Genomic DNA, 5,062 nt, shown 5'->3' with positions numbered 1-5,062 from the left:
GATGGGACGCGCGTCCGAGCCGATAACCGTCGTGTGCAGCGACTGGTACCCGTTGGGCTTGGGCATCGCGATGTAGTCCTTGAAGCGCCCGGGCAGCGGGTGCCAGAGCGTGTGCACCGCACCGAGCGCGGAGTAGCAGTCCCCCACCGTCTTGGCGAGCACGCGCAGCGCGATGAGGTCGTAGATGTCCGAGAACTCCTTGTTCTTGCGGGTCATCTTCTGGTAGATGGACCACAGGTGCTTGGGCCTGCCGGTTATCTGGTAGTCGGAGAGCCCCACGCGCTTGAGCTCCGCGTCGAGCACGCGGATGGCCTCGCGCGTGTTCTGCTCGCGCTGTGCGCGCGTCTCCTGCACCATGCGGGCGATGCGCTCGTACTCCTCGGGCTCGAGGTAGAAGAACGCCAGGTCCTCGAGCTCCCACTTGATGGAGCTGATGCCCAGTCGGTCCGCCAGCGGCGCGTACACGTCCATGGTCTCGCGCGCCTTGAACCTGCGGCGGTCCGCCGGTAGCGCGGCGAGCGTCCTCATGTTGTGCAGGCGGTCGGCCAGCTTGATGATGACCACGCGGATGTCCTTCGACATCGCGAGGAACATCTTGCGGAGCGTGAGCGCCTGCTTCTCGTCCATGGAGCTCACGTTGATGGAGGTGAGCTTCGTCACGCCGTCCACGAGCTCCGCCACCGTGGGGCCGAACTTCTCGGTCAGCTCGTCCAGCGTCACGGGGGTGTCCTCCACGGTGTCGTGGAGAAGTGCGGCGCAGATGGGGTCGGCGTCCATCTTCAGGTCCTTGGCCAGGATGTACGCGACCTCCACGGGGTGGTTGATGTAGGCCTCGCCGGAGCGGCGGCGCTGGTCGCGGTGGCTCTCGGCGGCAAAGTCGTAGGCGCGCTCGACCTTCGCGAGCGCCTCAGGGTCAAGGTACGAGGCGCACGTGCTCCTCAGCACGCGCCAGTTGTCCGCCTGCGGTACGTTCTTTCGTCGCGCGGGGTCCGCGGCGTTTGAGGTGTCTCCCATGGGAACCCCTTTCAATAAGATTCCACTAGCCTACCACGTGGCCGAAGTCCGGTGTTATTGGCCTTGTAATTCTCTCGAGCAGCTCCTCCGTGGGCGCGGCAAGCACCCAGTCCCTGAAGGCGTCGAACGCGTCGCGCGAGCGCAGCCCCTCGAGGTAGCGGATCGACTTGTCGAGCTCCATCCGCCGCGGCGACTCCACCATCCGAATGCGCCGGGCGGAGCCGTAGCCCGAGGTCTCCAGGAACCCGAGCTCCCGGAAGATCGACACGCCGCAGGACACGCTCTTCTCGTCCAAACGCGACGCGGGGTCGATCTCGAGCGCGAGCTGCGCGATGTCGGCGTTGGAGGACGAGAAGGACGCGTCGTCCTCCTCCGCGGCCGCCTGCTGGGCCAGCGTCCTGAGCGCGCGGTACAGCAGCACGAGGTCGCTGCGCGCCGGCGCCGCCGAGGACACGATGCGCTCGTTGATGCGGGCGTCGCGGCTGCCAAAGAGCAGGTAGATCTGGGCATCGGCGCCGTCACGACCCGCACGGCCGCTCATCTGGTTGAACTCGATCGAGCCGAACGGCATGTGGTAGAGCATGACGTTGCGGATGTCTGGCAGGTTGACGCCCTCGCCGAACGCGCTCGTGCTCACGATGCAGCAGAGCTCGCCGGAGCGGAAGGCCTCCTCCACGCGCAGGCGGTCCGCCCGCGAGAGGCCCGCGTTGTAGAACGCAATGCGGTGCGCGAGCTCGGGGATGTTCTGCCTGAGCATGCGCGCGAGCGAGACGGACTGCTCGCGCGAGTTGACGTAGACCACGGTCTTGAGGCCCGTGGACACCACGTTGACGAGCACCGCCTCGCGGTCGCGCACCTCGCGCAGGTCGCGCAGGTGCAGGTTCTGGCGGACGGAGTCGTCCACGATCACGTCGTCCTGCGCAATGGGCAGCAGGCTCAGGATCTCTCGCGCGACCTTGGGCTCCGCCGTGGCCGTGACGGCGAGTGCCGTTGGGTTGCCGAGCGCCTCGAGCACCTGCGGCATCTGCGCGTACGCGCTCCGGTTGCCGCCACGCGCGCCGGCCATGTGGTGCGCCTCGTCCACGACGACGAAGGACACCCGCCCCGCCTGGGCAAACTGGTCGCGGTGTATCGCGAGGAACTCCGGGGTCGTGAGGATGACGTCGGCCTCCCCCGCGGCGAGCGCCGCGAAGGTGCTGCGGCGCTCCTCGAGCGGGGTCTCGCCCGTGAGCACCTCGACGCGCATGCCGAGCTTGCCGAAGGTCGACTGCAGGTGGTAGGCCTGGTCCGCCACGAGCGCCCTGAGCGGGTACACGAAGACGCTCGCGCCGTGGCCGAGTATGGCCTCGCGTGCCGCGTGCAGGTGGAAGATGAGCGACTTGCCGCGCCCCGTGGCCATGACGCACAGGGTGGAGCGGCCCTGGCCCAGCTGCTCCACGGCGAGCCGCTGCGCCTCCAGGAGCCGGTGGGCGCCTATGAGCGCGCGGCGGAGCTCGTCCGTGAGCTCATCCGGCCCGAGCGTCCCCAGGTAGGAGCGTACGGCGCCGGCCGTCTCCTCGGCGGCGTCGTCGCTCGCGGGGGCGTGCGTGCGCTCCACGCTGATGTTGACGCCTCGCGAGGGCTTCGCCTCCGTTCCGCCCGTAACCTCGAGCACGCTCGCCTCGTACGTGGCGCCGGCGTCCATGAGCGGCGCGAGCGCCGCCGCGATCTGCCTGCGCAGGTAGCCCAGGGGACGTCCGTCGGAGCGCCTCACGGCGATGGCGTTGGGGTCGGCCCCGTTGTCGGGCTCGCGCACGAGCGCGAGTCCCTCTCCCCTGGCGAGGCCCTCCGTGGCACCCTGTCTGCCGTCGAAGCTCACGCCCACGACCTTGGTGGAGAAGCGCTCGGCCTCGGCCACCGTGGCGTACTCGTCACGCGAGAGTATCTCGCCGGCGCGCGAGAAGAGCTCGTCCGCCAGGCCGTCGGGCTCGCCGTCGGGCGCGGCCGCGTCGCGGTAGGCGATGTCCTTCACCATGAGCTTTGGCTTGGTGCGGCCCTGCCACGTCTCGCTGACAGGCTCGAACACGAGGTCGACCGCGCCCTCGCAGTCCACGGCGCGGTCGATCTCCGGCGCGCGGAACATGATCGCCGCGACGCTGCTCACGCCGTCGGTAGCCACGAAGCGCAGGTGGTTGCCCTGGCCGCCCACCTTGGCGCGGTTGCGCATGGTGACGCCGCGGACGCCAAAGAGCGGCTTCTTGTTGCCCTGGCCAAACGGCTGCATGACCTCGAGCGCGTCGATGTTGGGAATCGTCATCTCGTCGAGGCCAACGATGGCGGTGACCTCGCCCCGGTCCTCGAAGTCCTCGGCGGGAAGGGCCTCCATGGCCTCCTCGAGCGACTCCCTGAACGAGTCGAGGTTCGCGGCGTCGCAGGTGACGCCCACGGCACCGGCATGCCCGCCGAAGCGCACGAGCTGGTCCGAGCACTGGTCGACGGCGTGGAAGAGGTCGACGCTGCCGACGGAGCGGCCCGACCCGCGCGCGATGCCGTCGGAGATGGAGAAGAGGATCGCGGGCACGTGGTAGCGGTTGGCGATGCGGCTCGCCACGATGCCCTTGACGCCCTCGTGCCAGCCCTCGCCACCGACCACGACCACGCGGCCCCCGTCGTAGGTGGCCTCGACCTTGGCCATGGCCTCCTCGGTGAGCTGCGCCTCGATCTCGCGCCGCTCCGTGTTGGTCCGCTCGAGCCTGCCGGCGAGCGTCGCGGCCTCGGCAGGGTCGTCCGTCAGCAGCAGGTCGAAGGCGACGTCCGTCGTCCCCATGCGGCCGGCCGCGTTGAGGCGCGGTATGAGCGAGAAGGGCAGCTCGTCCGAGGTGATGGTCTGCAGGTCGACGCCGGCCGTCGCGGCCAGGGCCAGAAGGCCCGGGCGGCGGGTCCTCCTCATGCACGAGATGCCGTCCGCCACGAGGGCGCGGTTCTCGCCCGTGAGGAGCATCATGTCCGATATGGTCCCCAGGGTCGCCACTTCGGTGTAGCGGCGCCAGAGATCGTCCCGCCCGTGGCGGCGGCCAAGCTCCTGCACGAGCTTGAGGGCAACGCCAGCGCCCGCGAGCTCGCGGGAGGGGTTCTTCTCCTCCAGCTTGGGGTCGCACACGGGGACGTTCTCTGGCACGAACTCCGCCGGCTCGTGGTGGTCGGTCACCACGACGTCGATGCCCTGGGTCCTGAGCCACGCGACCTCGAGCTTGGACGCGATGCCGTTGTCGACCGTCACGATGAGGTCTGGGTGGCAGCCCTCGATCACGCGCGTGAGCGCGTCGCGCGAGAGCCCGTAGCCCTCGCCAAAGCGGTGCGGGATGTACGGTGACACCCTTGCCCCCAGCTCGCGGAGGCCAAGCGTGAGCAGGCAGGTTGCGGACATGCCGTCCACGTCAAAGTCGCCAAAGACCGCGATGGACTCGCCGGCAGCGATGGCGCGATCGACCCTGTCGGCCGCCTCACGCATCCCGGGGATGACGAGGGGGTCCTGCCAGTCACGCTCGAGCGAGGGCGAGAGGAAGCGTTTGGCCTCCTCCACGGTCCTGATGCCGCGCGCGGCCAACGTCCTCGCCACCAGGGCGGGGACGTGGCACCCCTCGGCGAGCCGACGCTCGGCCTCGGGGTCCTGCGGTAGGAGCTCCCACCTTCTGCTGTTGGCGAGCCCGGGCACGGCTACTCGGCTCCCCCGGCGGCGTCAGCCGTCTGAGAGGGTGCCGCGGCAGCGTCCCACCCGTACTTCTCCTCCAGCTTGCGCCACTTGGGCTCGCGCGTCTTCCAGATGGAGAGCAGCGGGCTCGCGACGCCGAAGCTCGAGTACGTGCCCAGCAGCTCGCCCACGAGGATCGCGAACGCGAAGTCCTTGAGCGTGGAGCCGCCCAGCGCGAGCATGCAGATGACGGGCACGATCGTCGTGATCGTGGTGTTGATGGTGCGGACGATGACCTCGTTGATCGAGAAGTTCGCAATCTGGTGGTACGTGCGGGGCACGCCGTCCTTGAGCTGCTTGGCGTTCTCGTTCACGCGG

The 5,062-nt window shown here is 69.2% G+C and carries 2 protein-coding genes and 1 pseudogene; all 3 read right to left on the bottom strand.

The genetic code is table 11. The annotated features are described in order from the left end of the window. The coding region (locus ACI38Z_RS02070; protein ID WP_439788527.1) for a RelA/SpoT family protein at positions 1-1,014 on the bottom strand (1,014 nt) is incomplete at its 3' end. Between the two features lie 25 nt (positions 1,015-1,039). Beyond that, positions 1,040-4,708, bottom strand: coding sequence for a single-stranded-DNA-specific exonuclease RecJ (gene recJ, locus ACI38Z_RS02065; protein ID WP_439788526.1), 3,669 nt, complete (start codon positions 4,706-4,708; stop codon positions 1,040-1,042). A 2-nt stretch (positions 4,709-4,710) separates the two neighbouring features. Further along, a pseudogene (locus ACI38Z_RS02060) lies at positions 4,711-5,062 on the bottom strand (protein translocase subunit SecF); the annotation flags it as partial.

Source organism: Parafannyhessea sp. (assembly GCF_051876455.1).
Taxonomy (GTDB): domain Bacteria; phylum Actinomycetota; class Coriobacteriia; order Coriobacteriales; family Atopobiaceae; genus Parafannyhessea.
Note: the sequence above shows the minus strand (reverse complement) of the source record. Positions and strands in the feature narration are given on the sequence as shown.